The 25,074-nt window shown below is 67.8% G+C and carries 31 protein-coding genes; 7 read left to right on the top strand and 24 right to left on the bottom strand.

Annotation, left to right across the window (positions count from 1 at the left end):
- Nucleotides 1-39 precede the first annotated feature (39 nt).
- Nucleotides 40-912: an acetylglutamate kinase gene (gene argB / locus ACK4S2_RS03705; RefSeq protein ID WP_409620537.1), complete on the bottom strand. Its 873-nt coding sequence runs from the start codon at nucleotides 910-912 to the stop codon at nucleotides 40-42.
- Between the two features lie 94 nt (nucleotides 913-1,006).
- Nucleotides 1,007-1,264: a hypothetical protein gene (locus tag ACK4S2_RS03700; RefSeq protein WP_409620442.1), complete on the bottom strand. Its 258-nt coding sequence runs from the start codon at nucleotides 1,262-1,264 to the stop codon at nucleotides 1,007-1,009.
- A gap of 195 nt (nucleotides 1,265-1,459) precedes the next feature.
- Between ACK4S2_RS03700 and ACK4S2_RS03695 the strand changes: the two genes are divergently transcribed.
- Nucleotides 1,460-2,191 carry an SDR family NAD(P)-dependent oxidoreductase gene (locus ACK4S2_RS03695; protein WP_409620440.1) on the top strand — a complete coding sequence of 244 codons (732 nt, stop codon included), beginning with the start codon at nucleotides 1,460-1,462 and terminating at the stop codon, nucleotides 2,189-2,191.
- Between the two features lie 819 nt (nucleotides 2,192-3,010).
- On the opposite strand, the gene ACK4S2_RS03690 is transcribed toward ACK4S2_RS03695, so the two are convergent.
- The 14 genes from ACK4S2_RS03690 to ACK4S2_RS03625 all read right to left on the bottom strand — a co-directional run bounded on the left by ACK4S2_RS03690 (nucleotide 3,011) and on the right by ACK4S2_RS03625 (nucleotide 12,867).
- Nucleotides 3,011-3,778 (bottom strand): FadR/GntR family transcriptional regulator, encoded by a 768-nt coding sequence (locus ACK4S2_RS03690; protein WP_409620438.1) that lies wholly within the window; start codon nucleotides 3,776-3,778, stop codon nucleotides 3,011-3,013.
- A gap of 80 nt (nucleotides 3,779-3,858) precedes the next feature.
- Nucleotides 3,859-4,509, bottom strand: a complete 651-nt coding sequence (locus ACK4S2_RS03685; protein ID WP_409620436.1) for an OmpA family protein — start codon at nucleotides 4,507-4,509, stop codon at nucleotides 3,859-3,861.
- A 127-nt stretch (nucleotides 4,510-4,636) separates the two neighbouring features.
- Nucleotides 4,637-5,494 carry a methylated-DNA--[protein]-cysteine S-methyltransferase gene (locus ACK4S2_RS03680; RefSeq protein ID WP_409620434.1) on the bottom strand — a complete coding sequence of 286 codons (858 nt, stop codon included), beginning with the start codon at nucleotides 5,492-5,494 and terminating at the stop codon, nucleotides 4,637-4,639.
- 112 nt (nucleotides 5,495-5,606) lie between these two features.
- Nucleotides 5,607-5,996 (bottom strand): hypothetical protein, encoded by a 390-nt coding sequence (locus tag ACK4S2_RS03675; protein ID WP_409620432.1) that lies wholly within the window; start codon nucleotides 5,994-5,996, stop codon nucleotides 5,607-5,609.
- Nucleotides 5,993-6,166 carry a helix-turn-helix domain-containing protein gene (locus tag ACK4S2_RS03670; protein ID WP_409620431.1) on the bottom strand — a complete coding sequence of 58 codons (174 nt, stop codon included), beginning with the start codon at nucleotides 6,164-6,166 and terminating at the stop codon, nucleotides 5,993-5,995. The genes ACK4S2_RS03675 and ACK4S2_RS03670 overlap by 4 nt, the downstream gene beginning before the upstream one ends.
- 344 nt (nucleotides 6,167-6,510) lie before the next feature.
- The gene (locus ACK4S2_RS03665) at nucleotides 6,511-7,530 is read right to left on the bottom strand and encodes a phage protease (protein WP_409620429.1); all 1,020 of its coding nucleotides are present in this window, start codon (nucleotides 7,528-7,530) and stop codon (nucleotides 6,511-6,513) included.
- 8 nt (nucleotides 7,531-7,538) lie between these two features.
- Nucleotides 7,539-7,913, bottom strand: a complete 375-nt coding sequence (locus ACK4S2_RS03660; protein WP_409620427.1) for a hypothetical protein — start codon at nucleotides 7,911-7,913, stop codon at nucleotides 7,539-7,541.
- 64 nt (nucleotides 7,914-7,977) lie between these two features.
- A complete protein-coding gene (locus ACK4S2_RS03655; protein WP_409620425.1) occupies nucleotides 7,978-8,625 on the bottom strand; it encodes a Mu-like prophage major head subunit gpT family protein in 648 nt (215 codons plus the stop codon).
- Nucleotides 8,528-9,034, bottom strand: a complete 507-nt coding sequence (locus ACK4S2_RS03650) for a Mu-like prophage major head subunit gpT family protein (protein WP_409620423.1) — start codon at nucleotides 9,032-9,034, stop codon at nucleotides 8,528-8,530. Before ACK4S2_RS03650 ends, ACK4S2_RS03655 begins: the two co-directional genes overlap by 98 nt.
- A gap of 176 nt (nucleotides 9,035-9,210) precedes the next feature.
- Nucleotides 9,211-9,630, bottom strand: coding sequence for a regulatory protein GemA (locus ACK4S2_RS03645; protein ID WP_409620421.1), 420 nt, complete (start codon nucleotides 9,628-9,630; stop codon nucleotides 9,211-9,213).
- Nucleotides 9,627-10,127 (bottom strand): hypothetical protein, encoded by a 501-nt coding sequence (locus ACK4S2_RS03640; RefSeq protein WP_409620419.1) that lies wholly within the window; start codon nucleotides 10,125-10,127, stop codon nucleotides 9,627-9,629. The genes ACK4S2_RS03645 and ACK4S2_RS03640 overlap by 4 nt, the downstream gene beginning before the upstream one ends.
- The gene (locus ACK4S2_RS03635; protein WP_409620417.1) at nucleotides 10,124-10,873 is read right to left on the bottom strand and encodes a hypothetical protein; all 750 of its coding nucleotides are present in this window, start codon (nucleotides 10,871-10,873) and stop codon (nucleotides 10,124-10,126) included. Before ACK4S2_RS03635 ends, ACK4S2_RS03640 begins: the two co-directional genes overlap by 4 nt.
- Before the next feature lie 75 nt (nucleotides 10,874-10,948).
- Entirely contained in the window at nucleotides 10,949-12,436 is a 1,488-nt protein-coding gene (locus ACK4S2_RS03630) for a transposase domain-containing protein (RefSeq protein ID WP_409620415.1), read from the bottom strand.
- Nucleotides 12,437-12,441: 5 nt separating this feature from the next.
- Nucleotides 12,442-12,867: a hypothetical protein gene (locus ACK4S2_RS03625; protein WP_409620413.1), complete on the bottom strand. Its 426-nt coding sequence runs from the start codon at nucleotides 12,865-12,867 to the stop codon at nucleotides 12,442-12,444.
- Nucleotides 12,868-13,142: 275 nt separating this feature from the next.
- Between ACK4S2_RS03625 and ACK4S2_RS03620 the strand changes: the two genes are divergently transcribed.
- The 3 genes from ACK4S2_RS03620 (at nucleotide 13,143) to ACK4S2_RS03610 (ending at nucleotide 15,715) form a co-directional block, all read left to right on the top strand.
- Nucleotides 13,143-13,661 carry a helix-turn-helix domain-containing protein gene (locus ACK4S2_RS03620; RefSeq protein WP_409620411.1) on the top strand — a complete coding sequence of 173 codons (519 nt, stop codon included), beginning with the start codon at nucleotides 13,143-13,145 and terminating at the stop codon, nucleotides 13,659-13,661.
- A gap of 426 nt (nucleotides 13,662-14,087) precedes the next feature.
- A complete protein-coding gene (gene nth, locus ACK4S2_RS03615) occupies nucleotides 14,088-14,732 on the top strand; it encodes an endonuclease III (RefSeq protein ID WP_409620409.1) in 645 nt (214 codons plus the stop codon).
- Nucleotides 14,729-15,715 (top strand): adenosine kinase, encoded by a 987-nt coding sequence (locus ACK4S2_RS03610; RefSeq protein ID WP_409620407.1) that lies wholly within the window; start codon nucleotides 14,729-14,731, stop codon nucleotides 15,713-15,715. Before nth ends, ACK4S2_RS03610 begins: the two co-directional genes overlap by 4 nt.
- A 140-nt stretch (nucleotides 15,716-15,855) precedes the next feature.
- On the opposite strand, the gene ACK4S2_RS03605 is transcribed toward ACK4S2_RS03610, so the two are convergent.
- From ACK4S2_RS03605 to ACK4S2_RS03590, 4 genes are read right to left on the bottom strand one after another with little or no spacing between them, the layout of a single operon-like run.
- On the bottom strand, nucleotides 15,856-16,848 hold the full coding sequence (locus ACK4S2_RS03605; protein WP_409620405.1) for an ABC transporter substrate-binding protein: 993 nt from the start codon (nucleotides 16,846-16,848) through the stop codon (nucleotides 15,856-15,858).
- 24 nt (nucleotides 16,849-16,872) lie between these two features.
- Entirely contained in the window at nucleotides 16,873-17,724 is an 852-nt protein-coding gene (locus tag ACK4S2_RS03600) for an ABC transporter permease (RefSeq protein WP_409620403.1), read from the bottom strand.
- Nucleotides 17,721-18,605, bottom strand: coding sequence for an ABC transporter permease (locus ACK4S2_RS03595; protein ID WP_409620401.1), 885 nt, complete (start codon nucleotides 18,603-18,605; stop codon nucleotides 17,721-17,723). Before ACK4S2_RS03595 ends, ACK4S2_RS03600 begins: the two co-directional genes overlap by 4 nt.
- 3 nt (nucleotides 18,606-18,608) lie before the next feature.
- Nucleotides 18,609-19,409, bottom strand: a complete 801-nt coding sequence (locus ACK4S2_RS03590; RefSeq protein ID WP_409620399.1) for an ABC transporter ATP-binding protein — start codon at nucleotides 19,407-19,409, stop codon at nucleotides 18,609-18,611.
- Nucleotides 19,410-19,544: 135 nt separating this feature from the next.
- Between ACK4S2_RS03590 and ACK4S2_RS03585 the strand changes: the two genes are divergently transcribed.
- Nucleotides 19,545-19,676, top strand: coding sequence for a hypothetical protein (locus ACK4S2_RS03585; protein ID WP_409620398.1), 132 nt, complete (start codon nucleotides 19,545-19,547; stop codon nucleotides 19,674-19,676).
- A gap of 5 nt (nucleotides 19,677-19,681) precedes the next feature.
- On the opposite strand, the gene ACK4S2_RS03580 is transcribed toward ACK4S2_RS03585, so the two are convergent.
- Nucleotides 19,682-20,377 carry an SDR family oxidoreductase gene (locus ACK4S2_RS03580; RefSeq protein WP_409620396.1) on the bottom strand — a complete coding sequence of 232 codons (696 nt, stop codon included), beginning with the start codon at nucleotides 20,375-20,377 and terminating at the stop codon, nucleotides 19,682-19,684.
- Nucleotides 20,378-20,445: 68 nt separating this feature from the next.
- Between ACK4S2_RS03580 and ACK4S2_RS03575 the strand changes: the two genes are divergently transcribed.
- Nucleotides 20,446-20,841, top strand: coding sequence for a cupin domain-containing protein (locus ACK4S2_RS03575; RefSeq protein WP_409620394.1), 396 nt, complete (start codon nucleotides 20,446-20,448; stop codon nucleotides 20,839-20,841).
- Here ACK4S2_RS03575 and hydA read toward each other — a convergent pair.
- The 3 genes from hydA to ACK4S2_RS03560 form a co-directional block, all read right to left on the bottom strand.
- Nucleotides 20,838-22,289 carry a dihydropyrimidinase gene (gene hydA, locus ACK4S2_RS03570; protein WP_409620392.1) on the bottom strand — a complete coding sequence of 484 codons (1,452 nt, stop codon included), beginning with the start codon at nucleotides 22,287-22,289 and terminating at the stop codon, nucleotides 20,838-20,840. The two genes, ACK4S2_RS03575 and hydA, sit on opposite strands and share 4 nt — an antisense overlap.
- A 115-nt stretch (nucleotides 22,290-22,404) precedes the next feature.
- A complete protein-coding gene (locus ACK4S2_RS03565; RefSeq protein ID WP_409620390.1) occupies nucleotides 22,405-22,689 on the bottom strand; it encodes a GIY-YIG nuclease family protein in 285 nt (94 codons plus the stop codon).
- A 162-nt stretch (nucleotides 22,690-22,851) separates the two neighbouring features.
- Nucleotides 22,852-24,102 carry a Zn-dependent hydrolase gene (locus ACK4S2_RS03560; RefSeq protein WP_409620388.1) on the bottom strand — a complete coding sequence of 417 codons (1,251 nt, stop codon included), beginning with the start codon at nucleotides 24,100-24,102 and terminating at the stop codon, nucleotides 22,852-22,854.
- Between the two features lie 128 nt (nucleotides 24,103-24,230).
- Here ACK4S2_RS03560 and ACK4S2_RS03555 point away from each other — a divergent pair, with 128 nt between their 5' ends.
- Nucleotides 24,231-24,863 carry a TetR/AcrR family transcriptional regulator gene (locus ACK4S2_RS03555; RefSeq protein ID WP_409620386.1) on the top strand — a complete coding sequence of 211 codons (633 nt, stop codon included), beginning with the start codon at nucleotides 24,231-24,233 and terminating at the stop codon, nucleotides 24,861-24,863.
- Nucleotides 24,864-25,074 lie beyond the last annotated feature (211 nt).

The following is a 25,074-nucleotide window of genomic DNA, read 5'->3' as shown; positions in this document are numbered from 1 at the left end:
GGTGTTCGGCCAGCCGGGCCGCGATCTCGGCCAGCCCGCTCACCGGCGCGGCTTGATGCGCGGCTCGGTAGAGCGGATCATGCTGCCCGCGCCCTGGTCGGTGAACAGCTCCAGCAGGCAGGCATTCGGCACCCGGCCATCGAGGATGACCACCGCGCGCACGCCCTGTTCCACCGCGGCCAGGGCGGTTTCGGTCTTGGGGATCATGCCGCCGGAAATGGTGCCATCGGCGATCATGGCGCGCACCTCGTCGGGGGTCATCTGGGTCACGATCTCGCCTGCCTGGTTCTTGACGCCGGCCACATCGGTCAGCAGCAGCAGGCGGTCGGCCTTCAGCGCGCCGGCAATGGCGCCCGCGGCAGTATCGCCGTTGACGTTGAAGGTTTCGTTCGGGTTCATCCCCGTGGCCACCGGCGCGACAACCGGGATGATCCCGGCATCGAACAGGTCGCGCAGCACCTGCACGTTCATTTCCACCGGCTTGCCGACGAACCCGAGTTCCGGGTCGTCGGGCTCGCACACCATCAGGTCGTCGTCCTTGCCCGACAGGCCCACGGCGCGGCCGCCTTCGTCCATGATGGCCTGCACGATGCGCTTGTTGACCAGGCCGGTCAGCACCATCTCCACCACCTCGACCGTGGCCTTGTCGGTCACGCGCTTGCCGCGCACGAATTCGGACTGGATGCCGAGGCGTTTCAGCAGGTCATTGATCATCGGCCCGCCGCCGTGCACCACAACCGGGTTCACCCCCACCTGCCGCATCAGCACGATGTCGCGGGCGAATTCGGCCATCGCGGCCTCGTCGCCCATGGCGTTGCCGCCGAACTTCACGACGACGACGGCCCCGGCATAGCGTTGCAGATAGGGCAGGGCTTCGGACAGGGTGCGGGCGGTTTCGGCAGGGTTGCGCATGGGCATCAGCTTTTTCATCGGGCCCTCCGGGGCGGGGCGGGTGGCAGGCGTGGCGCCTTGGTAAAGCGGGATGGCGCCGGTGCCAAGGGCAAGGTCACGCCGCGGCGCGGGCCGCAGGCCGGGTCAGCGTCCAGCCCAGATGCGCCAGCCACCCCCACTGGCGCGGCGTGAACCCTGCGAAATCCGCCATCGGCCAGGCTGCCAGCCCAGCCAGAGGCATGGTCACGCACAGCACCCTCAGCATGTCGAACCCGGGCTTTCCCCGCGCGATCAGCACGATGGCGGAACAAAGCAGCATACAGTCCGGGGCCAGCAGATCGCCCGTCAGTTTGCCCTCCCCGTCGCCCAGCATCAGCAGCAACCCCGCCTGCGCCCGTGTCAGCCTGCCTGCTCCTGCCTTGGTGCGCGCCTGCCGGCCGCTGCCCGCACTTGCGCCGCGCGCGACCCTTTCACGCGGCATCCCCCGCCGCAAGCCCCCGGCACCGGCGCCCGCCCTTGCGTTTTCCGCGCCGCCGCCTAGGGTCTGATCCAGCAGCGGAGCAGCCCCATGTCGGACCAGAAGACCCTTGTGCTCACCGGCGCCTCGCGCGGGATCGGCCACGCCACGGTCAAGCGCTTTTCGGCCGAAGGCTGGCGGGTGCTGACCTGTTCGCGCGCCCCCTTCGACCCGCGCTGCCCCTGGCCGGGCGGCGAGGAAAACCACATCCAGCTGGATCTGGCCGACCCCAACAAGACCATCGAGGCCATCGGCGTCATCAAGAGCAGGATCAACGGCCGCCTGCACGCGCTGGTCAACAATGCCGGCATCTCGCCCAAGGGGCCGGGGGGCGCGCGGCTGGGCACGCTGGATACCGACCTGCGGACCTGGGGGCAGGTGTTCCACGTCAACTTCTTCGCCTCGGTCGTGCTGGCCCGCGGGCTGAAGGACGAGCTGAGCGCCGCGCGGGGCTCGGTCGTCAACGTGACCTCCATCGCGGGCAGCCGGGTGCACCCCTTTGCGGGGGCGGCCTATGCCACCTCCAAGGCGGCCCTTGCCGCGCTGACCCGCGAGATGGCGCACGATTTCGGCCCCCTGGGCGTGCGGGTCAACGCCATCGCCCCCGGCGAGGTCGAAACCAGCATCCTCTCGCCCGGGACCGACCGCATCGTCGCCGCGCTGCCGATGCGGCGCCTGGGCCAGCCGCACGAGGTGGCCGAGGCGATCTGGTTCCTCTGCAACGACCAGTCCAGCTACATCACCGGCACGGAAATCGAGATCAACGGCGGCCAGCACGTCTGAGCCGCCGGCCCCGTCCCTGCGAGGGACAGGATGGCACCCTTTTGAAATCAACCACTTGTCGGTGCGTTTTCACGAATTGTTAACTCGCGCCCCGACAGGACCGACGCCCCTCCCTGCCCCGCCCCTGCCGGCAGGGGCTTCTGCCGGGGCCCGCCGGCCGCGGGTCTTGCGCAATCCGCCGCGGCAAGCCTTGCGGCGGCGGCGCGGTCCTGCCGGGGGACGGCCGCCGGTGCTGCCGCCCGATCCGCGGGGGCCGACGCCCCCGGCCGGCGATGACATGCCGGCTCCGGCACCCGACGCGGAGGGGGGGCGGCCAGAGCGCGGCGCGACGCCCCCGGGTTCCGATCCCCTGCCCCACCGCCGAAACCGGGCCGCGGCCCCCCTGCACAAGGCGGGTCGCGCCGAAGGCACCCGCGTCGCGGGCGCTGCCCCCCCGGGCCCGATGGCGGGATCCCGGCCCCGGCTGGTCCGCAGACAGCGCCGAGACCCGGCAGGAAAAGCCGCACAGATGCCGGCGCCGACGCCGGCCGCCGCATCGGACCCGGCACAGGAAAGGGCACCGGACAAGCCGGAACGGTGCCCCGCCCGGGGCAGGCTTGCCCCGGCCCCGCCGCGCAACCGGCCACGGGCGTTCACGCGCGGCAGCGGGCAACAGCCGCCCCCCGCCGCGCACCGCCCCGCCTGTCCTTCACCTTGTCCAAATATCCTCCGGGGGGTGCGGGGGGTGGAAAACCCCCCGCTTGCCACGGCTGCCACCCTTCGCCCCGGCCGCAAAGGCCCGAGCGGTGGCTGTGCGCATTGCCGCAGGGGCGGGAGTCGTCAGCGTTCGGCCTCGTGTTCCAGCCGCTGGCGGGCCACGGCCTCGTGGCGTTCGGACTGGCGCGCATCGGTCAGCGAGGACAGCACATAGTTCAGGTGCGCCTCGACCGCGGCCCGGGCGGCGGCGGCATCGCGGGCCTGGATAGCGGTGTTGATGGCGCGGTGCTGGTCCAGCAGCTGGTCGCGTGTGGTGCGCTGGCGGAACATGGCCTGGCGGTTGTAGAACACGCCTTCCTTCAGCAGGTCGTACATCGAGCGCATCATGTGCAGCATGATGACGTTGTGGCTGGCCTCGATGATCGCCATGTGGAAATCGGCGTCCAGCGCGGCCTCGTCGCTGGGGTCGCGCTTGGCGTGGGCGGCCTCCATCTTGCGGAAGATGGCGTCGATGACCTTGAGATCGGTTTCCGAACCATCCCGCGCCGCGCGTTCGGCGGCCAGGCCCTCCATGTCGCGGCGAAAGGCGACGTAGTCGAACACCGCCTGGTCGTGGCTGCGGAACAACCCCACCAGCGCCGGCGAAAACGCCGAGCCCAGCACATCGGCCACATAGATGCCGGCCCCGGCCCGCGCGGCCAGCAACCCGCGATCCTGCAATTCGGCCACCGCCTCGCGCAGGCTGGGGCGCGAGACGCCGAGCCGCTCGGACAGGTCGCGTTCGGCGGGCAATCGTTCGCCCGGCCGCAAGACGCCGTTCAGGATCAGGCTTTCGATCTGCCGGACGACCGCCTGGGACAGCTTTTCGGAAGGGATCTTTTCAAAGGGCATCGCAAACCTGCACGGACTGGTCAGATATTATGACCACACGTGCCGGTTCGCAACGCCCTTCGCCGGATCGGTTTGCCGGGTCAGCCGGTGGGCCGGATCACGATTTCCACGCGCCGGTTCTGCGCGCGGCCTTCGGGGGTCAGGTTCGAGGCAATCGGCATGTCCTCGCCCTGGCCGATGGTCACGATGCGCCCGGCCGGCACGCCAGACCCGATCAGCACCGAGGCGACCGAGGCCGCGCGGCGCTGCGACAGGCTGCGGTTATAGGCGGCATCGCCGGTGTTGTCGGTATGGCCGATCACCTCGATCCGGCTGTTGGGGTATTGCAGCAGGTTGCCGGCCACGGCGCGCAGGTCGGCCTGCAGGTCGGGGCGCAAGGCGGAACTGTCGGTGGCGAACAGCAGATCCTGCGGCATGGTCACCACCAGCCGGTCGCCGGCGTTGACCACGCCGATGGCGCCCGAGGTCTGGGCGCGCAGGTCGGCCGCCTGCCGGTCGAGCGCGCTGCCGATGGCGCCGCCGATGGCCGCGCCCGCCACGGCCCCGGCCACGGTGGCCAGCGGGCGGGTGCTGCTGTTGGACCCGGCGCCGATGGCACCCCCGATCAGCGCGCCGGTCAGCGCGCCGGTGCGGGCACGGGCGTTGTTGGGGTCGCCTTGCGGATAGGGGTCGCAGGCGGCCAGGGTAAAGGCAGCCAGCGTCCCGAGCATCAGGGGGGTCGCAAGTTTCATGGTCGGCCTCGTGTCTTGTCGCCCCGCGGGGGGGCATGGGTCCGATGCGATATAGGCACCGCTTGCCGGCGCTGCCAAGCCGCCGCGCGCGGGCGGGCAGCTTTCCGCCCAGTCGCGGGCCGCGCGATCACGCCGCCGTGTCGGCCCCCGCGTCGGCAGCGGCGTCGGCCCGCGCCGATTCCCAGGCCAGGATCGCGCGCTTGACCGGCAGGCCCCAGTGATAGCCGCCCAAGGCCCCGGTCTGGCGCAAGGCCCGGTGGCACGGGATGAACAGGCTGACGGGGTTGCGCCCCACCGCAGTGCCCACGGCGCGCACCGCGCGCGGGTTGCCCACGGCGCGCGCCAGTTCGGAATAGGTGGTCACATGGCCCGAAGGCACGCGCAACAGCGCCTCCCAGACCTTGATCTGGAAAGGCGCCCCGATCAGGTGCAAGCGCCCCGCCCCACCGAAGGCCGCCGCCACCAGCGGGGCAACCGCCGCGGCATCCTCGACGAAGCGCGCCTTGGGCCAGCGCCCGCGCAGGTCGGCAAGCGTGGCCGCGCGCCCGGTTTGCTCGGCGAAACCCAGGCCGCACAGGCCGCGGTCGGTGGCCATCGCCAGCGCCTCGCCGAAGGGGGTGGGCACCCAGGCCTCGGCAATGGTCAGCCCGGCGCCGGCGCGGGCATAATCGCCCGGCGCCATCGCCTCCCGGGTCAGGAACAGGTCGTGCAGCCGGCCACCGCCCGACAGGCCGGTTTCCTGCGCCGTGTCCAGCACGGTCATCCGCGCGCGCAAGAGCGCCTTGGCGTGATCCAGCACCAGATACTGCTGATACCGCTTGGGGCTGACGCCCACCCAGGCGGAAAAGACGCGCTGGAAATGCGCGGCGCTCATCCCCATCCGCGCGGCCAGCGCCTCGAGCGTGAGGCCCGGGCCGGCGGCATCCAGTTCGGCCAGCGCCCGGGCGATGACACGGTAATGATAGGCGCCTTGCAGGTCGTCCATGCGCTTCACCTTGACGCAAATATCCTCGGGGGTGTCCCGATGTAACGTATAATCTACCCTGATCCCCCGTCAAAAGTCGTTCTGATACCGGAAGACGGAGAGAGTCCGGGGGCTATCCGGAATGGTCCGGCTTTCGTGCGGCCCGCTGCCGTTTCCACCAAGCGTGAATCGCGGTCTTCTTGACGTGGCGTTCGGGCGGGAAGTGCGCCGCCACCGCGTCGGCAAGCTGGCAGAAGGTCAGCCGGTCAATCCGCGCCGTGATGAACGCCCGCAACTCGGGGTCATTGTCGATCAGCCGGGCGCGTCCGGGGCGATGCGCGGCACGGTGCGGGCAGTGCGGCGCGGTCGTTTCGGGCAGGGCTTGAATGGCCTGTTGAACGCTGCCTTCAACCGCCTGTTCAAGAGCGGCAATCGCCCGGTCCAGTCCCGACACCGGCGCGGCGGACTGGTCGCGCGCGGCGCGGGCTTCGGCCCGGGCGAGGCGCAGAGCGGTGCCCGTCATGGCTTGCCCCGTCCGCCTCGCTTGGCCGCGCGCGCCGCCTGTTCTTCAGCCAGGCGTTCGGCGCGTTCTGCCGCCTGCTTGATCCAGCGACGAATCGACACGTCCGACACATGCAGCGTCCGGGCGATCTCGGCCAGGGGATAGCCGCGCGACCGCAGGTAGCCGGTCAACCACGGCTTCGCCAGCGGGATACGCCGGGGCACGCGGAGAAGCTGGCCAAGCGCGCGGGCGTTGTCCAGCCCGACCAGGGCTTGCCGCGTGCGCCGTCTTCGCGCGGGTTCTCGGACAGGATCAGTTCGGCCCCCCCCGAACCGCAACAGGAAGGCCGCAGCAAGGTCTGGCCTGCGCCCCTGCACAAAGGCTTCGATTTGCGCCGTGGGGCGCGGGCAGGGAAATGGGGTTGCCCCCCGGTCGGCGCCCACGACTTCGCCGACCGGAGAGGCCCAGACCGCATCCCGAGACCAGGAACCAAGGTAGCGATCATCCTGCCCGCTGAGGACCGGGCCGGATTTCGTCATTCGTTCAGCGCCCCCGGCGGCAGGCCAAGTTGCGCACAGATGGAAGCGGCGGCGGCACTGGCCGCAGGCTCTTGCCCGAGGCCGGTCTTGTGGTAGAGCGGCGGGGGCGTATTGTCGAACAGGTGCTTGTAGGGCGCCGGAGATTTCGACAGGAAAGCGTCGAAGCTGGCCGGGTCTTGCGTGCAAAGGGCCAAGGCCCAGGACCGCATCCCGTTCGTGATATGCCCGTCCAGCAAGGCGCGCTCCACCTTGGCTGTTGCTTCGATCTCGCGCGCAGTGGCGATGTAGCTGTTGCGCTCGGCAAGCAGGGCCTGCATCGCCTCGACAGGCACAAAGCGGGCCGGGTCCGGCGTGACTTCCGCCGCCATGGCCGGGGCTGTGTCGCTGCCCTGTTTCGCCGGGGTGGCAAGGCGCGCGGCGATCATCGCCAGCACGTCTTCCATACTCGTGCCTTCGGGCAGGCCCAGCAAGGCCGCAAGGCGCGCAGCAAGGTCGGGTTCCGGGGTGCCCTTCGGCGGAATGGTATCCGGTGTCATCACGTCTTCCTGACTGGCAAGGGCGGTAAGCTGCAAGGCCGGGTTATGCACCAGGCCAGCCGATTTGAGCCGCGTGATGACGCCCGCCTTGTCGTGCAGAAAGGCGGGCGAAAGGTAGCGGTATTCCCGCGCCGCAATCAGCGCGGCGGCGCGGGCGGTCCATTCCACCAAGGCACAAAGGCCGGTGGCATCGGCGCGAAGTTCCTCGATCCAGCCTGTCGCCGGAACCGGCCCGCCTGTCTTGGCGTCGGCAAGTTCGGACTGGTGAGCGAAGTCAACGGCCGCGTCCACCGCACGTGCGTTGAAGTCCGCCACCAGCGCCGCCGGATCGTCCCCCGCGAATCCGCAGGATTTGCGGCTGATGAACTTCCGTCCGTCGCGCGCCGTGATGCGCCCCTTTGGCGGCAAGAGGTGAACCCATTCCGGGGCTGCACCCGGCGGCAAGGCCGCTTCGCAGATGGCAAGTTGATTATCAAACATGGCTTGCCTCAAGCTCCGCGCGTGATGGCTTCGTCCAGGCGAACCCAGACCCGTCCACCGTCCAGCCCGTCCACGATCCCGGCACGGGACCGGGTGCCTGCCCCGTCCGTCGCGGCAACCGTCTGGTCATCCAGAACGAAGCAGAGATTGCCGACCCCGGCCTGTGTCACCGGATCAGCCCCGGCATTTTCGAAGGCGAAGACTCCCTGCCGGTATTCCACCATCGCCGCGCCAGCCGCGCCGCCGGAATTGTCCACCTTGCTTTCCGCGCGCCCGACGGCAACCGCCCCGGTTGCGATTGCGCCCTTGGTAATGAAGCCGGATGCGTTGCGCATGACCAGCGCCCCGGCGAAGATCAGAACCCCGGCGGCAACGGGTTGCACGCGCGTATCGCAAGCCGAAAGGGGGTGTTGCGGTCGGAAGTCAGGGCAACCATGGCGAACTCCTTCAGGCGACGTAGGGGGTGACGATCAGCTTGGAGGTGCCCTTCCAGGGGTTCGAACCGCCGCCGTCCATGGTTCCCGTGTTCAGCAGGTGCAGTGCGGCTTCTTCCAGCGCGGGCGGCACGATCAGGACGGAAGGCGTGATGCCCAGCACCTTGCCGCCGTCGCTGCGGAAGTTCATCATGGCGGCGCGCGCGGCGGCATGGTTGGTGGGGTCAAGCGCGGCCTTGGACCCGAAGGCCAGTTGCCACAGGCCGAACCCGGCATTCACCCGCGCCCGGACGCCATACAGATAGGCGTCATGCGTGAACACATGGGCGTCGTTGTTCTGCATCACCGCCGTGAACTCGTAGCCTTCGCGTTCCTGCCAGATGATCGGGCGCACCCCGCGCGAAACGTCCAGAAGATACCAGGCCGGCCCCGCGCCCGCCTGCATGTTCGACACGGCGACGGGCGTGCCGCTCGCATCCTCAAGCGGGTGGTCGGTATCGAAGAAGTTCTGCCCGTCGAAGCACGTCGAGTCGAAACCGGCCTTCAGCAGACCGAAGACCAGTTCATCCCCGTCGGATCGGCAGGCCGATCCGACGCAGGTGTCGCGCCGCGATGGTGCCCATTTCCGAAAACATCGGCTTGAACACGCCCAGGCGATCATCCGCGATGTCCACTCGGGAAATGGACACCGTGCTTTCAAACTTGCGGTTTTCGATGGTGAAGCCGCGTGCGGTCAGGTTCTTCACATGGCGCGGCCCGATCCATTCGCGCAGTTGCGGGAACGCGCCCAGCCACCCATAAGTTTCATCACGGGCATAACTCGGCACCTTCATCGCGATCTCCATCGCGTGCGAAGGCGCGGCAAGACGGGATTCGTCGTAGATCGTCTGGAAGCCCCTGAAAGCAAGGTCCAGATTGGCGGCGTTGATGAATATAGGCGCGGTCCTTTTCCCGGTTTGCCGTGCCTCAAGCGAAGCGCGGCGATGTCTGGAAAAAGGGGTATCAGTCGCGGAAGCGCGGAAATATGCGCAACGGTGTGCGGGGATTTTTTCCGGGTGGCAGAGCGGCAAGGCCCCCCGCAACGCGCCCGTTAAACGGGGTTTCCGGCGTTTTTAAAGGGGGTGCGGGGCTTTCGCGGGGAGTGATGGCCCAAGGCCCGGAAACGGGCCTGTGCGGCCCTCTGGCGCGGTTTCATGCAAAAGGGGCGGCGCATGCCCGCGCCGCCCCTTCGATGCCTGCCCGCCTGTCAGGCCGCGCGCGGCGGGCGCGCCTTCGTCCGGCGCAAGGCTCCGATGGCCTTCTGTGCGTCCTTCGCCGTCAGGAAGCGCGGATGCGTCACCTTGAACGTCCGGTTCAACCAGGCGTTCAAGCCCTCGGCCGTGCCTTCGCCGCGCGTCCATTCCCGCCAGAGCGTGCGGATCAGTTCCAGTTGCGCGAAGCTGGCAAAGCCGGGCCGGTTGCCATAGTCTGGCCCCTTCGCCTGTGCCGGACGCCAACCGGAATACTCCAGGAAGGCCATGAGCAGTTCGAAGCCCGCCTGATCAAGTTCCGTGGTGCTTTCCACCCCGCCCAATTCCGCCAAGGTGACGCGCCAGATGGCATCGGACCATCCGAGTTGCCTTTGCCCAAAGCGCAGAAGGGCAACCTGCCGCTTGGTGATCGTCATGCCGCGACTCCTTCCGCCAGGGCGTTTCTCGTTTCGCGATGCTGGATAGCTGCCGCCGAAAGCTTGTGGTGCAGACGCATGACAGGGCCGATATCCCGGTCTATCGAAGACCGCAGGGCTTGCCCGGCAAGCTGTAGCACCGCAACATGCCCGGACACGATGATATCGCCCATGTCTTCTAGACCATCCGTCACCATCCCAAGAGCCGCCTCGGTGTTGCGCAGAAGGTGCAGCAAGGCCGGTGCCGCCGCGAAGATTTCGGCAAGTTCGGGGCCTTCGGTGTCGAACGTCACCGTCAGATAGCCGCCCCGCGCTTCTTTCTCGCGCCGCCGGTCGGCATGGATTTGCAGTTGGGACAGAGCGTCGGCACAAGAAACCATGCGATAACGCACCTCGTCCGCGTCGATCTCGCCATAGCGGAAGGCGTGAACCGCCTGCATGAGATGGTCCGACTGTTCCGACAGCGCATGTTCGATGCTCGGATAGGACTTCATCATTTGCTCCCCTTGCCGAATTGCAGTGCCTCGATAGCGGCGTTCACGTCTGCCAGCCCCACCGGCGCGCCTTTCGCGAAGACGCGCGCCAGCTCCACCACGTTGAACACGTTCCGCAGCGTACCGCCGAACCGCGACACCCCGCCCAGGGCGTCAGGAATGCCGTCACGGGCCAGACCTTCGGCCCGGACAATCGCCGACACATCGCCCTTCTTCGCCGCGGTGAAGACGCAGGGCATCAGCATCCGCCCGCGCAACTGGTCATTTTCGATGAACGTCCAGCGAAGGCTCAAGCCGCCGCAGAACGCCACGTTTCCGCCTGCCTGATCTGCCACCCCCAAGGCCCATTCGATGGCCGAAGGTTCCAGATGGTGCGCATTGTCGAAGATGGTCAGCCGCCCGCGAACGCGCGGAAGCATCGCCGCCCGCCTTGCCGGAAGGCTCATGTTGCCCTTGTCGTTCCAGTCCCAAGACCGGCACCACGCCTCGGCGAAGGACCGCGTGTCCCCTTCGGACTGCACGCAGGGGAACACATCAACGTCGCCCCGGCCATAGGCATAGGCCGCAACCGCCGTGCTGACACCCACGCCCGATGCCCCGGCGATCATGCCCAGGCGCGGGCCTGACAGCCGTTCGACAAAACTCAGGGCGTCGGACACCTCGCGTGCCGTCTTTGTCATCACAAAGCCCGGCGGGCCTTCCGTTACCGGCGTTGCCGCTGTCTTGCTCAGCTTCAAGACTTCTGCCATGTTGCTTTCCACTCCGTTTGCGGGCTTGCCCGCGATGAATGGTCAAGGGGGCGCGGCAACGCCCTCTTGACCGCCTTACCCGACAGTCCCTTTCGGTCTGCCGACGAACTCTGCAAAAGCTGCCCGATGCCGGGGGAGAATCGCGCTTTCCGGGTGGCGCGGGGTGTCGATAAGCGGCCCGCCAAAGGGCGGTTGAACCACCTTTGAACGCGGGCTTTCCGGTTCGGTCGGGGTTGCCGCCGCCTGTGCAAGCCGCGCCTTTTCCAGCAGCGCCGCCCCGGCAAGTTCGCCATACTCCTTGGCCTTTTGCGTGGCCTTGCGCGCGGCCTTGTCATACCGCTTGTAGGCTTGCAGCCCCTTCATGGACTGGTATTCGCCAGGCACGACCGCTTCGATACCCTCGACAATCAACCGCCCGTCCGGGTCATAGGCGACAGCCGGGGCCTCAAAATCATGCGGGTTGATGCCCACCAGGACTTGCCCCTTGCCGTGCCAGGCAAGCAGCGCGTCCTGTGTATCCGGCCCGCCGTAGATCCAGCCTTCCACCTCGAACCGCCCGTTCCGGTCCACCGATACCGGCCTATAGGCCAACGAGGCGCGATAGAACTGCCGTTCCGTGGGCATCCGCAAAGGCGCATCCTTTGTCCCGGCTTCGAAGATGGCGTTGAAGCTGCGCCCCTTGGCGAACCCGCCCCGCCGAATCCGGGCGTTGTGATGCCGGTATTCCCGCTCGGACACTTCGGCAATCGTCGCCAGCGGCACCGCCTTGATTGCCCCGTCCGGCTTGCTCAGGGTGTTGGACCCGGTATGCGCCCCGGTGAACTCAGGCCCCGCATCAACGCGACGCTGCGTCTCGGCAAAGGTCCGTTCGACATACTTCGCCTGCCCGTTCCGGGGCTTGTGGTAAAAGACCTCAATCCCAAGGATTTGGCAGACGCACGGCGGTTCCATCCGGCCCGCCGCGTCCTTGCGCTTGCGGAACTTGAACGTCACCCCGCCCGCAAACCGGTGCGAGGAAAACGCCTTGCTGTTGTCCGTATAGATGAACTTCGGCGCACCATGCTTGCGCACTGCCTCAATTATCAGCGCCGCCGTGTCGATGGCGTTTTCCGTCTTGCACAGTCGCCAGCCGACAATCCTGCCCGAACCCACGTCCACCAGCCGCAGTTCGATCGGGCGACCTTCGGTGCCGTCTTCAAAACGGCCCATCACGTTGCGTGTCTGCCCGTCCAGCGACCATATGTGCATGGCAGGCAATTCGTCCCGCGTGCGCGGCACGGGTTGCCGGATCAACTCTGCCGCCTTCTGTGAACCGAACCGCAGCGTCAGCCGCACCGAGTGCGGCAGCGCGTTCCAGCGGTTGTAGATCGTCGCCCGTGAAGGCCAGTGCCAGCCCATCGGTTCCTTGATCCGCTCCACCTCGTCATAGGCGGCGGCAAGCGGCCATTCCGGGTGCGCTTCGCTGATCCGGTGCAGGAAATAGGCCCAAGCCTCGGGCGACTCGCCTGCCATTGGCCCCTTGCGCCCGCGTTCCCGGCTGTGATCGGTCAGCAGCGCGGGCACGAAGTTCACCGGTTCAACCCCCTGACCGCCTTCATGTTGCGCAAGAGCGTGGCCCGGCTGGTGCCCTTGGCCCCGAACTTCGCCCGCGCCGCCTTGAACGCCTCGGCCTGCGAAAGCCCCGCCTGCACCCGCGCCTGGATGAAATAGACGATCCGGGCATCCGCTTCCGCCCGCGCCCGCATCCGGGGCGTCGCATCCTCAAGCCGCGCATGCGCCGCTTCGTCATACTGCCCGGGATCAAGTCCGAACTCCGCCGCTTCCCGGTCCAGGAACGCAGCCCGCACGGGCGCTGGAAGGTCCGACAGCGCGAAGGTGAAGCGGTTCCCCTGTTCTACCAGCGGAATCGCAAGACGCTTGAGCCACTGGCGAAGCCCGAACTTGGTTGAAGGCAAGCCGGGCAGGCCTACGATATCCGACACAGTGAGCATCATTCTTGCGCCCCGGCGGAGTCGATGACCTTTGCCATGAGCGCAGCCGCACCAGCACCGCGCCAGCGCCCGAAGGCCGCATCCCGCATGTTCTGGATATGAACCCGGCTTGCTCTGCACTAGGCGTTGAGCGTTGTCCCACGGGCAACGAAAGCCGCCTTGATCCGGTTGTAATCGGCTTGGTCAAGGGGCAACGGTGTGTTATTGCCTGACGTTGGGAGTGTTCCGCCCTCATTTAACCTACAATGGTAGGCCAAGAACACTTTTGGGTTCTGTCAATGACTGACGTTGAGCGACCTAGCGAACTTGTGCAGCGGCTTCATCGCCTGCGGATCGAACGGGGCTTGACCATTCAGCAGATGGCCGAAGCGTGCGGCTTGCCGAAAAGCACCCTTGAAAGCTACATGAAGATGTCCGGTGCCAAGCGGCCCGGCGTCGATGCACTGATAGCCATAGCCGATGCGATGCAGGTTTCCCTTGATTGGCTCGTAGGCAGGGCCGAAAGCAGCTTGCCTTTGAAACTCGGGGAGAAGGATTACGCTGTCGCTTGCTTCAATGTGGTTTTCGGCGTCCTGCAATGGCTACAGGCAGAGAGCGGGAAGCATGGCGGCGAGTTGATCCACAATGACCGAATAGCCGGATTCGACGGGTCAGAGATCGCCGCGAAGGCCATGTTTGCTTACATGAAGCGGCTTCAAGCGTTCGCCAACAACTCTGACGCTTATGGGCTAGACCGGCAGGCGTTCTTTGAGGACATGAAGTCTCTGCTTGCGCGAGATTTCAGGTCGGAAAAGTAGCGGTGTTGACTCGGCAATCGGCAACTCGCCAGTTGCCGTTTTGCGCAAATCGCCCGCCGGAACTTGCGCGCCACCCCCTGACAAGCGGTTGATATACCGGAATAAATCTGTGACACATGGTTTTGCGGTGTCGCGCGCATTCGCCCAGAACCCCGCGAAACTGCCCCGACGGTATCAAATCCACCTTAAACGCCCGCCCGCAACCCCTTGAAAACATTGACACCGCATCGCGCGTCGGTATCAATTCACTGTAAACGCGTCAGAAAGCCCCCTCGGGGCGGGGGGGGGGGGCGGGGGGGCCCCCCGCCCCCCCCCCCCCCCCCCCCCCCCCCCCGCGCCTGCCTTGGGTGATACCGCGCCACGGCCCGCCCCGCGACCCGGATTTTGCGCATTGCCCGGCCGCAGGCGCCCCGCTAGAACCGCCGCATGGCCGCGCAGCTTCCCTATGCCACGATCCGCGAGATCTTCACCCGGTTCCACGCCGCCGAGCCGGAACCGAAGGGCGAGCTGCACCATACCAACGCCTATACCCTGCTGGTGGCGGTGGCGCTGTCGGCGCAGGCCACCGACAAGGGCGTGAACAAGGCCACCGCCGGGCTGTTCGCCATCGCCGACACGCCCGAAAGGATGCTGGCCCTGGGCGAGGAAGGGCTGATCGAACACATCAAGACCATCGGCCTGTTCCGCAACAAGGCGAAGAACGTGATCCGCCTGTCGGAAATCCTGGTGCGCGATTACGGCGGGCAGGTGCCCTCCAGCCGCGCGGCGCTGCAATCGCTGCCGGGCGTGGGGCGCAAGACCGCCAACGTGGTGCTGAACATGTGGTGGCACCTGCCGGCGCAGGCGGTCGATACCCATATCTTCCGCGTCGGCAACCGCACCGGCATCTGCCCGGGCCGCGACGTCGAAGCCGTCGAGCGCGCCATCGAGGATCACGTGCCGGCGGAATTCCAGCTTCATGCCCATCACTGGCTCATCCTGCACGGGCGCTACATCTGCACCGCGCGCAAGCCCCGCTGCGCCGACTGCCTGATCCGCGACCTTTGCCCCTACGAGGACAAATCCCCATGACCCGCACCGCCATCACCGGCATCGGCAACGCCATCGTCGATGTGCTGGCCCAGACCGACGAGATGTTCCTGGACCACATGGGCATCACCAAGGGCATCATGCAGCTGATCGAGCGCGACCGCGCCGAGGTGCTTTATGCCGCGATGAAGGACCGGACCGAGGCGCCGGGCGGGTCGGTGGCGAACACCATCGCAGGGTGCGGCAACCTCGGGCTGTCCTCGGCCTTCGTGGGACGGGTGCGCGACGATGCGCTGGGGCGGTTCTATGTGGCGGCCCTGGCCGGCGAAGGCACCGGCTTTCCCAACCCGCCGGTGAAAGGCGCCGACCTGCCCACCAGCCGCAGCATGATCTTCGTCACCCCCGACGGTGAGCGGTCGATGAACACCTACCTCGGCATCTCGGCCGAGCTCGGACCCGAGGACGTGCCCGAGGAGGTGACCGGCAACACCGATATCCTGTTCCTCGAAGGTTATCTGTTCGACAAGGCACCGGGCAAGCTGGCCTTCCTGAAGGCCGCGCGGTCGTGCCGGGCGGGGGGCGGGCGCGCGGGCATCGCGCTGTCGGACCCGTTCTGCGTCGATCGCCACCGGGGCGATTTCCGCCGCCTGGTGACGGAACTGGATTACGTGATCGGCAACGAACACGAATGGACCTCGCTGTACCAGACCGAGGATCTGGGGGCGGCGCTGGCGCAGGCGGCGGCGGATTGCCCGCTGGTGGTCTGCACAAGGTCGGGGTCGGATGTGGTGATCCGGGCGCGGGAGGCCGAGGTGACGGTGCCGGTGCACCGCGTGGTGCCGGTCGATGCCACCGGGGCGGGCGACCAGTTTGCGGCCGGGTTCCTGTATGGCCTGGCCACCGGGCAACCGCTGGAGATCGCCGGCCGCATGGGCTGCGTGGCCGCGGCCGAGGTGATTTCGCATTTCGGCGCCCGGCCCGAAACGGATGTCCGCGCCTTGTTCCGGGCCGCCGGTCTGGTCTGAACCGGGGAACCGGGGGTGTCACACCCCGTTGCCGATCGGTTCTCGAACCGATGGCGAACCGATCGCAACCCCCGTGGGATATTTCGGCAAGGTGAAGGGCCGGCGACGGTTCGTCCGGCCCCTGGCCTTGGCGGGATCGCTTATTTCAGCGCGGCATCGCTGATGGCGTGGGTCCAGGCGCCGGCATCCGGGGCCTTGGTGATGGCCGGGTTTTCCGGGCTGACAGCCGCCAGCAGCGCGGCGACGGTGGCCTCGAAATCGGCCGGGTCCAGCGCGCCGTTGCCGCCGGCGGTGAGCTTGGCGACCTCGCCCATCATGTAGGTCTGGTGCTCCAGCGTCTGCAGGCCGGTCTGGTCGGCATCGACCACGATCTGCGCGGCTTCGGCCGGGTTCGCCTCGGCGTATTTCCAGCCCTTCATCGAGGCGCGCACGAAGCGGGTCATCTTGTCGGCGAAGGCCGGGTCGGCGAGGTTCTGTTCGAGCACATAAAGCCCGTCCTCCATCACCTTCACGCCCTGGTCGGCGTAGGAGAAGAAGGTCAGCTCCTCGGGCTTGAGGCCCGCATCCAGCACCTGGCCGTATTCGTTATAGGTCATCACGCTGATGCAGGCGGCCTGCTTGTTCAGCAGGGCCTCGACGTCGAAGGCCTGTTTCAGCACGGTGACACCGCCGGGGCTGCCATCGGTCTTGAGGCCCAGCTTGGCCATCCAGGCGTAGAACGGGTATTCGTTGCCGAAGAACCACACGCCCAGCGTCTTGCCGGGGAAGTCGGCGGTGGAGTTCACGCCCATGTCCTTGCGGCAGACGAAGGACAGGCCCTGGTTCTTGAACGGCTGCGCGATGTTGACCAGCGGCACGCCGCGTTCGCGCGCGGCGAGTGCGGCCGGCATCCAGGTGGTGATGACATCGGCGCCGCCGCCGGCGATGACCTGTTCGGGGGCGATGTCGGGGCCGCCGGGCAGGATGGTGACATCCAGCTTTTCCTCGGTGTAGAAGCCCTTGGCCGCGGCGACGTAGTAGCCGGCGAACTGGGCCTGGGTCACCCATTTCAGTTGCAGCTTCACCGCATCCTGCGCCCAGGCGCCGGTGGCGGACAGCAGGGCGAGCGCCGCACCTGCGATCAGTTTCTTCATCGTTCTACCTCCGTGTTGTCGTTGTCATCTCCGCCCCCGGTGGGACGGATGCCAGAAGGTGATGCGCCGTTCCACGGCCCCCACCAATGCGAAGAAGATCGTGCCCGCGAGGGCCGCCACCACGATCTGGGCCCAGACCATCGGCAGCGCAAGCGAACCCACCGCGGTGGAGATGCGGAATCCCATGCCGCGGGTGGGAGAGCCGAAGAATTCGGCAACGATGGCGCCGATCAGGGCAAGGGTCGTGGCGATCTTGAGCCCGTTGAAGATGAAGGGCATGGCCGCGGGCAGGCGCAGCTTGACAAGGCCCTGCCCGTAGCTGGCGGCCCAGGTGTGCATCAGGTCGCGCTGCATCCGGTCTGCCGCCTGAAGCCCGGCGACGGCGTTGACCAGCACGGGGAAGAACACCATCGCAAACACCACCGCCGCCTTGGATTGCCAGCCGAAGCCGAACCATGTGACCATGATGGGCGCGATGCCGACAATCGGCAAGGCCGCAACGAAGTTGCCCACCGGCAGCAGGCCACGGGTGAGGAAGGGCGAACGGTCGATGGCCACCGCCACCGCCACCGCCGCCCCGCAGCCCATCAGCCAGCCGGGCACCGCACCCATCAGGATGGTCTGCACGAAATCGCCCCAGAGCACGCCCAGGTTGGCCGCAAAGGTGGCCGCCACCACCGAAGGGGCGGGCAGGATGACCTCGGGCACGCCGAGGCCGCGCACCAGCCCTTCCCACAGCACCAGCACGGCGATGCCGAAGATCGCCGGCACCGGCCAGGGCATCCGCCGCGCGAGCCATGCGTTGAGCGCCCAGAGCGCAAGCCAGACCGCCAGCGCGCCCCACAGCCAGCCGGGTTGTGCTGCCGCGCCCGTCATGCCCGCACCCCCATGCGCCGGTTGGCCGCCCGTTCGATCCCGCCCACGGCGAGGATCAAGAGCCCCGCCACGATTGCCGCCATGAACAGCGAGGCCCACATCAAGAGCGGCTGGCCGAACTGGCTGGCGACCAGCATCCGCGCGCCCAGGCCCTCGACCGCGCCGGTGGGCAATTCGCCGACGATGGCCCCCACCAGCGCGGCGGCGATGGCGACCTTCAGCGAGGCGAAGAAATAGGGCATCGAGGCCGGCAGGCGCAGCTTGACGAAGCTTTGCCAGCCGGTGGCGTTCCAGGTCGCCAGCAGGTCGGTCTGCATCGCGTCGGGGCTGCGCAGGCCCTTGACCATGCCGACCAGCACCGGAAAGAAGCTGAGGTAGGCGGCGATGATGGTCTTGGAGACCAGGCGGTTGTCGAGCCCCAGCCGTTCGCCCAGGCCCAGCGAGTTCGAGAGCACCACGATCATCGGGGCCAGCGCCACGATGGGGATGGTCTGCGAGATCACCGCCCAGGGCATCACCGAGGCGTCGAAGACGCGCGAATAGACGATGGCCACCGCCAGCGCGATGCCCACCACGATGCCGAGCACGAAGCCCGACAGCGTGGCCTCGACCGTGATGAGCGCGTGGTAGACGAGGCTGCGCTTGGAGGTGACGGCTTCGCCCGCCACGCCATCCCACAGCGCCTGGGCCACCTGATGCGGCGGGGGCAGCAGGGGGCGGCGCTGGGTCATGGTATCGGCGACGATCTGGCCGAAGGTCAGATCCTGGCCCGAGCGCGCGGCCTGATCCAGCGTCCAGGCCATGTTCATCAGCACGGCGCCGGCATACCAGATCGCCACGATCAGCCCCAGCACGGTCAGGACAGGCAAGCTGCGGGTCATGGCCTAGACCTCGTCGCCGTGGCCGGCGCGCAGGCCTTCGCGCACGCGGTGGGCGATCTCGATGAATTCGCGGCTGTCGCGGATGTCGAGCGGGCGTTCGCGCGGCAGGGGGCTGTCGATCACGTCGGTGATGCGGCCCGGGCGCGGCGACATGACCACGATCCTGGTCGAAAGATACACCGCCTCGGGGATGGAATGGGTGACGAAGCCGATGGTCTTGCCGGTGGCGGCCCAGAGCTTGAGCAGTTCCTCGTTCAGCCGGTCGCGCACGATTTCGTCCAGCGCGCCGAAGGGTTCGTCCATCAGGAGGATGTCGGCGTCGAAGGCCAGCGCGCGGGCGATGGAGGCGCGCTGCTGCATGCCGCCCGATAGCTGCCAGGGAAACTTGTTGCCGAAGCCCTTCAGCTCGACCAGCTCCAGCACGCGGGCAACGCGGGCGTCCTGTTCGTCGCGGGAAAAGCCCATGATCTCCAGCGGCAGCTTGATGTTGCCGGCGATGGTGCGCCAGGGGTAAAGCCCCGCGGCCTGAAAGACATAGCCGTAGGCACGCTTGCGGCGCGCCTCGTCCGGGGTCAGGCCGTTGACGGTAAGCGTGCCGCCGGTCGGGTGCTCCAGCGCGGCCACGCAGCGCAGGAAGGTGGTCTTGCCGCAGCCCGACGGCCCGATGAACGACACGAAGTCGCCCTTGCGGATCGTCAGGTTCACGTCGCGCAGGGCCTGCACCGGGCCGTCGGCGGTTTCGAACACCAGATTCAGGCCCTTGGCCTCGATCACGGGGGGGGCCGTTTCGGCCATGTCCTTCATCCTGTCACCCTTGCCGCGGGGCCGTTCACGCCATCGTGGGCGCGGGCCGGGCGGTCTTCACATCGCCGTTGCATCTGCGCGTCATGGTTGCGCCGTTTCGACCCTGTTCCCACCTTGGCGCCACAGGAGGATTCAATGACCACGACAACCACCCTCGCCTTCGCCCCGCAGCCGGACGACCTCGAGGAATACTATTTCGAGGCGCCGATCCTGGCCTTGCCCGCCGACCCCGAAGCGGTCGAGGAACCCGAACAGGGCGAACCCTAGGCGCATCATACCCCCCGCATCAGGCCGCCATCCACCCGGATGTTCTGCCCGGTGATGTAGCCTGCCCCGTCCGAGGCCAGAAAGGCCACGGTGCGCCCGATTTCCTCGGCCGTGCCGTAGCGGCGCATCGGGACGCCGGCGGCGCGGGCCTCCTGCCGGGGCAGGCTGTCGATCCAGCCGGGCAACACGTTGTTCATGCGGATGTTCTGGCCGGCATATTCGTCGGCGTAAAGCTTGGTAAAGCTGGCCAGCCCCGCCCGCGCGAAAGCCGAGGTGGGGAACATGGGGCTCGGCTCGAAGGCCCAGGCGGTAGAGATGTTGACGATCGCCCCACCCCCGCCCGCCGCCATCACCGGCGTCACCACCCGCGCCGCGCGCACGACGCCGAGGAAATAGACCTCCACCCCCTCGTGCCACTGCTCATCGGTCAGCTCCAGCAGCGGCGCGCGCGGCCCGTGGCCGGCGCTGTTGACCAGCGCATCCACCCGCCCCCAGCGCGCCAGCGCCGCATCGACCAGCGCACGGATGTCGGATTCGTTGCGGTTGGTGCCCTGCACGCTGATTCCGCCCAGCGCCTCGGCCACCGCCGCCCCCTTGCCCGAGGCGGTCAGGATGCCCACCGCAAACCCGTCGGCCGCGAGCGCCCGGGCCGAAGCTGCGCCCATGCCGGACCCGCCGCCGATGACCAGAGCGACCTTCATGCCCCTGCCTTTCCGTGCCATGCTGCCCCGGATGCCCGCGACCCGTGTGCCCGCGAAAGGACCGCACCATGACCGAATGCCGCAAGCTGCGCCCCCACACCGCCCATGACGGCAAGCAGGGATTTGCCTATCTGCAAGGCATTTCGCGCGAAAGTGCCGGATCGGCGGGCATCTGCATGCATCTGCTGACGGTGCCGCCCGGCGGGCGTGCCCGCGCGCACAAGCACGCCAGCCATGAAACCGCGATCTACCAGCTTTCGGGCCGGGCGGTGATGTATTGGGGCGACCGGCTGCAACACCGGATGGACACCGAGGCGGGCGACCTGATCTACATTCCCGCCGATGTGCCGCACCTGCCCGTCAACCCCGGCCCCGATCCGGTGACGGCCGTGATCGCCCGGACCGACCCGAACGAACAGGAAAGCGTGGTGCTGCTGCCCGAGCTGGAGCATCTGGTGCCCTAGACCCCCGTTGCCGGCACGCCGGTGCGCACCACGGGGCGCGGGGCGGTGAGGTCTTTCCAGGCGCTCAGCGCGCGGTTCACCGCGGGGCGCGCCTCGCGGCCGACGAACTGGCCGTGGCCTTCGCGGGTGCGCAGCTCGCCATCGTGAATCGCCACATGCCCGCGGGTGAGGGTAAAGCGCGGCAGGCCCTTGACCCTTTGGCCTTCGAACACGTTGTAGTCGATCCTGGATTGCTGGCTGGCCGCGCCGATGACCTTTTCCTTTTCGGGATCCCACACCACCAGGTCGGCATCCGCCCCCACCAGAACCGCGCCCTTCTTCGGATAGCAGTTCAGGATCTTGGCGATGTTGGTGCTGGTGACGGCGACGAATTCGTTGGGCGTGAGCCGCCCGGTGTTCACCCCATGCGTCCACAGCATCGGCATCCGGTCCTCAAGGCCCCCCGTGCCGTTGGGGATCTTGGAAAAATCGCCCAGTCCGAAGCGTTTCTGTTCGGTGGTGAAGCTGCAATGGTCGGTCGCCACGACCGAGAGCGAGCCCGATTGCAGCCCGGCCCACAGGCTGTCCTGATGCTGCTTGTTGCGGAAGGGGGGCGACATCACGCGGCGCGCGGCATGGTCCCAGTCGGGGTGGAAGTATTCGGATTCGTCCAGCGTGAGGTGCTGGATGAGCGGTTCGCCCCAGACCCGCTTGCCAAGCGACCGCGCCCGGCGGATCGCCTCGTGCGCATCCTCGCACGAGACATGGACGACATAGAGCGGCACGCCGGCCATGTCGGCAATCATGATGGCGCGGTTCGTCGCCTCGCCTTCGACCTGGGGGGGGCGGGAATAGGCGTGGCCTTCGGGGCCGCGGTTGCCTTCGGCCAGCAGCTTGGCGGTGAGTTCCGCCACCACATCGCCGTTTTCGGCGTGCACCATGGCGAGGCCACCCAGATCGCCCACCCGGCGGAAGCTGGCGAACAGCTCGTCGTCGTTCACCATCAGGGCGCCCTTGTAGGCCATGAAGTGCTTGAAGCTGGTGATGCCGGCCTTGACGCTGGCGGCCATGTCCTCCCACACCTTTTCGCCCCACCAGGTGACGGCCATGTGATAGGAGTAGTCGCAGGTCGCCCGGCCCGACTTGTTGTGCCACATCTGCGCGGCATCCATCAGGCCCTGGCCCTGCCCCGGCAGCACGAAATCCACCACCATCGTGGTGCCGCCCGCCAGCGCAGCCCGGGTGCCGGATTCGAAGTCATCCGCGCTGTAGGTGCCCATGAAGGGCATTTCCAGATGGGTGTGGGGGTCGATCCCGCCGGGCATGACATAGCAGCCGGTGGCGTCGAGTTCGGTGCCGCCCTTGAGGCCTTGCCCGATCTCGGCGATCGTGCCGTTCTCGATGCGGACATCGGCCTTGTAGGTCAGGTCGGCGGTGACGATGGTGCCGTTGCGGATGATGGTGGTCATGGGCGGCTCCTGCAGGGGAGGGAAATACCCGCCCCGGGCTGGACCCGGGGCCTGTGGTTCGGGCGGGCGCGCGGCAGGGGGCGAGGCCCCGGGTCGAGCCCGGGGCGGGCGCGCCCTAGAACGGAATGTGTCCGCTGATGTCCTGCCAATGCGGATTGCGTTCGGCAATCAGGGCGTTCTTCCAGGCGCGAGGCCAGCGCTTGATCGCGCGTTCGCGCTTCAGGCTGGTGGCGAAATCCTCGTGCACTTCGAACCAGACCAGCGTGCGGATGTTGTATTTCGCCGTGTGCGCAGACAGACCGGCGCGATGCGCCGCGACGCGGGCGGTCAGGTTGCCGGTGCGGCCGATGTAGATCGCCCCGGCAGGGCGAGAGGCCATGATGTAAACGAACTGCGCCATGCCGGCAGTCTGGTGCAGAACGGTTAATGCCGGGTAAACCCCGCCCCGGGCTCGACCCGGGGCCTCCGGCTGCACCCTGGCCCGAGGCGCGAAGGGCGGGGCCCCGGTTCAGGCCCGGGGCGGGGCCCCGGGTCGAGCCCGGGGCGGGGTTGCCGTGGTGCCTCACCCCACCACCTCCGCCACCTCGAGGCAGGCGTGCAGCAGCACATCCGTGCCGGCCGCGGCCCATTCGGGGCTGATCTCCTCGGCCTCGTTGTGGCTCAGGCCGTCCACGCAGGGGCACATGATCATCACCGTGGGGGCCACGCGGTTGATCCAGCAGGCATCGTGGCCGGCGCCCGAAACGATGTCCATGTGGCTGTAGCCCAGCCGCTCGGCCGCGCCGCGCACCACCTTGACCAGGCCCGCATCGAAGGTGACGGGGTCGAAGTGGCCCACGGGCTCCACCTCACACCCCACGCCCAGTTCGCGGGCCACCGCGTGGGCGGCGCGTTCCACCTCGGCGCGCATGGTGTCGAGCTTGGTCTGGTCGGGGCTGCGGATATCGACGGTGAACACCGCCTTGCCGGGGATCACGTTGCGGCTGTTCGGGAACACCTGCACATGCCCGACGGCGCCCACGGCGTTCGGCTGGTGGCTCATGGCGATCTGGTGGACGCGTTCGGTGATGCGCGCCATGCCGAGGCCGGCGTTCACCCGCATGTGCATCGGGGTCGATCCGGTATGCGCATCCTTGCCGGTCAGCGTGATCTGCAACCACCACAGGCCCTGCCCGTGGGTGACGACGCCGACCTGCTTGCCCATCGCCTCCAGGATCGGGCCCTGTTCGATGTGCAGCTCCAGCATGGCGTGCATCTTTCGCGCGCCGACAGGTTCGTCCCCGACCCAGCCGATGCGGGCGAGTTCGTCGCCGAAGCGCTTGCCCTCGGCATCGCGGCGGTCATAGGCCCAGTCCTGCGTGTGCATTCCGGCAAAGACGCCCGAGGCCAGCATGGCGGGGGCGAAGCGGGTGCCTTCCTCGTTCGTCCAGTTGGTGACGACGATGGGGCGGCGGGTTTTCACCCCCATGTCGTTCATCGTGCGCACCACCTCGAGCGCGCCCAGAACGCCCAGCACGCCATCGTACTTGCCGCCCGTGGGCTGGGTGTCGAGGTGGCTGCCCATGTAGACGGGCAAGGCCTCCGGGTCGGTCCCTGCGCGGGTGGCGAACATGTTGCCCATGCTGTCCACGCCCATGGTCAGGCCGGCGGCCTTGCACCAGGCGGCGAACAGGTGGCGGCCTTCGCCATCGGCATCGGTCAGGGTCTGGCGGTTGCAGCCCCCGGCGATGCCGGGGCCGATTTGCGCCATCTCCATCAGGCTGTCCCACAGCCGCGCGGAATCGATCCGCAGGTTCTGTCCTGCTGGTACCATCGTTTTCTCCCTGTGGGCCGGGGTCTTTTCTCGCCCCTTGCCCCGAATCCGATCCTGACCGTATGGTCAACGTAAAGGCACCACAACCTGACCAGACGGTCAACGATTTTCTTGAGGACACCGGCGCCATGACCGACCCCGCCCGCCCGCTGCGGCGCCAGGACATTCGCCAGCAGAACGAGCGGCTCATTTTGCAGGCAGCGGAAAAAGTCTTTGCCGAGGCCGGGTTCGGCGGCGCCACCATGCAGCTGATCGCCGACATGGCGGGGCTGCCCAAGGCCAACCTGCACTATTACTTCGCCACCAAGGAGGAGCTCTATCGCCGCGTGGTGCGCGACATCTTCGAGATCTGGCTGCACGCGGCCGATGCCTTCGACGCAGCCCCCGGCCCGGCCGAAGGCATTGCCGCCTATATCGACGCGAAAATGGAGATCAGCCGCCGCCACCCGTTCGGGTCCAAGGTCTGGGCATCCGAGGTGATGCACGGCGCGCCGGTGATTCAGGATTACCTGGAAACCACCTTGCGCGACTGGACCGAAGGCCGTGTCGCGGTGATCCGCCGCTGGATCGACGCCGGCCAGATGGCGCCGGTCGATCCGCGGCACCTGCTTTACATGCTGTGGGCAACGACGCAGCACTATGCCGACTTCGGCCACCAGATCGAAACGCTGAACGGCGGCAAGCCCTTGTCGGACCGGCAATGGGCCGAGGCCAAGGCCTCGGTCAAGGCGATCATCCTGCGCGGCATCGGGGTGGGGTGAGGGGGGGCTGCCACCTGGCAAACCGCGTCCGGGCGGATCAGGAAAGGCACTGCCTTTCCCCGCCCGCCGCGACCACGGTGCAGCCGGACCGTGTCAGCGAGAGTGACAGAGGCCAGCGCCTGCCCGGGCGGGCGAGTAGCGCCCGCCCGGGCAGGCGCAGGCCGGTGGGCCTTGGGGGCACCCGCGGGGCGGCGGGCGGGGGGGCGCGGGG

The sequence above is a fragment of the Gemmobacter sp. genome, from assembly GCF_046292685.1.
Lineage (GTDB): Bacteria > Pseudomonadota > Alphaproteobacteria > Rhodobacterales > Rhodobacteraceae > Wagnerdoeblera.
Note: the sequence above shows the minus strand (reverse complement) of the source record. Positions and strands in the feature narration are given on the sequence as shown.